Genomic DNA, 1,437 nt, shown 5'->3' with positions numbered 1-1,437 from the left:
ATGCAGCGGATTGCAAATCCGTGGACCTCGGTTCGACTCCGGGAGGCGCCTCCATCATTCAGAAAAAACCAGTCCTAGTGACTGGTTTTTTCGTTTTTGACCCCGCTAAAAGCTTCCTACGTACCCATTTCAATGCTTATCAAAGAAATCTTTGTTACGGATATACTTGCTCATTAAGTGGTAAGAGAAAGGTCTTATCAGCCAACTAAAGATAGAGCGACCAAGGCGGATTAATGTAGGAGTGTTCTCATAGATTCGTCCGTTATAAAGCCAAAGCACTTTACCTACATGCCAATAGAGCAAAGGAACCGGTGGCATGAAGGTCACGATGTCGATGTCACAGCAAATTCGGTAGGTCTTCTTACTCATGCGATAGTGCTTTCGAAAGCTCCAATCACCAATGGCTGGTTGGCCAAAAGTCACTATTCGTTTAATACAGCCTGGGTAGTTTTGATCAAAGTAATCAGCGAAGACACAACCGATAGCGCCTCCGGAAGAGTGGCCAGTAATAGACACTCTTTTTCCTTGTTCGATGAGAGGTGTGAGCGTGGCTTCCAAGCGCTCAATAACGGTTAAGCCAAGCTTGTCTTCATTACGACTTGGCTGGCTCTCTTGAAACATTAGATGGTAGAAACCCGCATGCACACGATAATTGAGCCCAATTCTCTTACAGCTTCTTGTCCATAGAGCAAAGGTTAGTAGCCAATCTGAGATACTGTGCGATCCTTTGATTACCACAACCACTTCATCTTTGTCGCTACTCCACAACACTCTAATCATGGTTTTACCAAACTGGTTCTTGATGATGCGTTGTCCATTAGGGTCAAAACCATAGCGAGTCTGCTTAAAAACTCTAGGGTAGGCGAGGTTACAAAGAACGGCATAGCGCTCATATTGATATCGTTTTAGTGGTTTCACATGTTTACTTCTTAATAAGAGTTACTTCAAACTCTAATCGTTGAATGTGAAAAGCACATGAAAACGCCATTTGCTTGGTTTAAAACAATAAAATCACCGCATTCAATTGGTATTTGAATCAATGGTTGTCAGTGATTTGTCCGTTTAAATTAGAAATCCAAGTATAAGAACCGTACAAGCTGCACTAAATTTATTCTTTTGAGTTCGATAATTAATCACTTGAATTAAAAGATAAAATTTATTGTTGACGAATTTTTTCCTTCCGTTAAAGTACACCTCGTTCTCACGGCTTAGGTCGCTGAGAGATGGTGTTTTTACTTTTCAGTAATCGGCCTCGCAAGATTGCGTTGCCCTGGTGGTGGAATTGGTAGACACAAGGGATTTAAAATCCCTCGGCGTTCGCGCTGTGCCGGTTCAAGTCCGGCCCGGGGCACCATCTATTAAAGTCTTTATCTCGATAAAGCAAATGCGATACTAGCTCAGTTGGTAGAGCGCAACCTTGCCAAGGTTGAGGTCATC

Annotated in this window: 1 protein-coding gene and 1 tRNA gene; one reads left to right on the top strand and one right to left on the bottom strand. The window is 42.7% G+C overall.

Annotation, left to right across the window (positions count from 1 at the left end):
- Window positions 1–129: 129 nt before the first annotated feature.
- Complete coding sequence (locus AB6E30_RS22475) at window positions 130–918, bottom strand: lipase family protein (protein WP_372105323.1); 789 nt, start codon at window positions 916–918, stop codon at window positions 130–132.
- Between the two features lie 349 nt (window positions 919–1,267).
- On the opposite strand from AB6E30_RS22475, the gene AB6E30_RS22470 reads away from it, so the two are divergent.
- Window positions 1,268–1,354, top strand: a tRNA-Leu gene (locus AB6E30_RS22470).
- Window positions 1,355–1,437 lie beyond the last annotated feature (83 nt).

This window comes from Vibrio sp. 10N.247.311.12 (assembly GCF_041467515.1).
GTDB classification, from domain to species: Bacteria; Pseudomonadota; Gammaproteobacteria; order Enterobacterales; family Vibrionaceae; genus Vibrio; species Vibrio crassostreae_C.
Note: the sequence above shows the minus strand (reverse complement) of the source record. Positions and strands in the feature narration are given on the sequence as shown.